2 protein-coding genes are annotated in these 989 nt (G+C 70.0%); one reads left to right on the top strand and one right to left on the bottom strand.

The genetic code is table 11. From position 1 onward, the window contains the following. The coding region (locus FUT87_RS19225; RefSeq protein WP_147242066.1) for a thioredoxin domain-containing protein at positions 1-651 on the bottom strand (651 nt) is incomplete at its 3' end. A 159-nt stretch (positions 652-810) separates the two neighbouring features. Here FUT87_RS19225 and FUT87_RS19230 point away from each other — a divergent pair. Next, on the top strand, positions 811-989 hold a 179-nt coding region (locus tag FUT87_RS19230; protein ID WP_147242067.1), incomplete at its 3' end, for an AIR carboxylase family protein.

Raw genomic sequence — 989 nt, forward strand, 5'->3', positions numbered from 1 at the left:
GGCCGACTGCAGCGCCGCCGGGTCCAGGCCCTGCTCGGCGCGTTCCGCCGCCGCGATCCAGGCGGCCAGCGCCTGGAAGCGCGCATGCGGGGTGATCGTGTCCGCGGCCAGGTGCGCCACCGGCGCGAAGGCGGCCTTGGCGTGGGCCAGCTGGTCGTCCTCGAGCAGCGCGCGGATCAGGTCGAAACGCGCCACCTCGTTCGAGGGATCGGCCTGCACCGCCGCCTGCAGCTTCTGCAGCGCGCCGTCGGCATCGCCTTCCTCCAGCAGCGCCTGCGCCTCGGCCAGGTCCTCCTCGGCCTCGAGCGCTTCGCCGGTGGGGACGTGGCGGTCCAGGAACTCGCGGATCTGCGCCTCGGGGATCGCGCCGACGAAACCGTCCACCGGCTGGCCGCCGACGAACATCACGCAGAACGGGATCGAGCGCACGCCGAAGGCCTGGCTCAGCTGCGTCGCGATCTCGGGCTGGTCGTCGCTGTTGAGCTTGGCCAGCTTCCATCGGCCGGCGTAGGCGACCTCCAGTTTCTCCAGCATCGGACCCAGCGTGCGGCACGGACCGCACCACGGCGCCCAGATGTCCAGCAGCACCGGCTGCTGCATGGAGGCCTGCAAGAGGTCGGCTTCGAAGTTCTGGAGGGTGATGTCGGTCATGGTGGGGGAGGACGGGACAGGCCGGCGACGCTCGCCAGGCGGCAAGAACGGCACCTGAGGCTGCCGCCTACAATTCAAGGTTTCACGATTTGACAGATCGAGGACCGACCCGTGAGCAGCGCCACCACTCCCGACATCGCCCCCGTCATCGGCGTGGTCATGGGCTCCAGCAGTGACTGGGAGACCATGAAACACGCCGCCGACATTCTCACCGAGTTCGGCGTGCCGTTCGAGGCGAGGGTGGTTTCGGCCCATCGCATGCCCGACGAGATGTTCCGCTATGCCGAGCAGGCCGAGGCCCGCGGCCTGAAGGCCATCATCGCGGGCGCCGGCGGCGC

The organism is Mitsuaria sp. TWR114 (assembly GCF_007997345.1).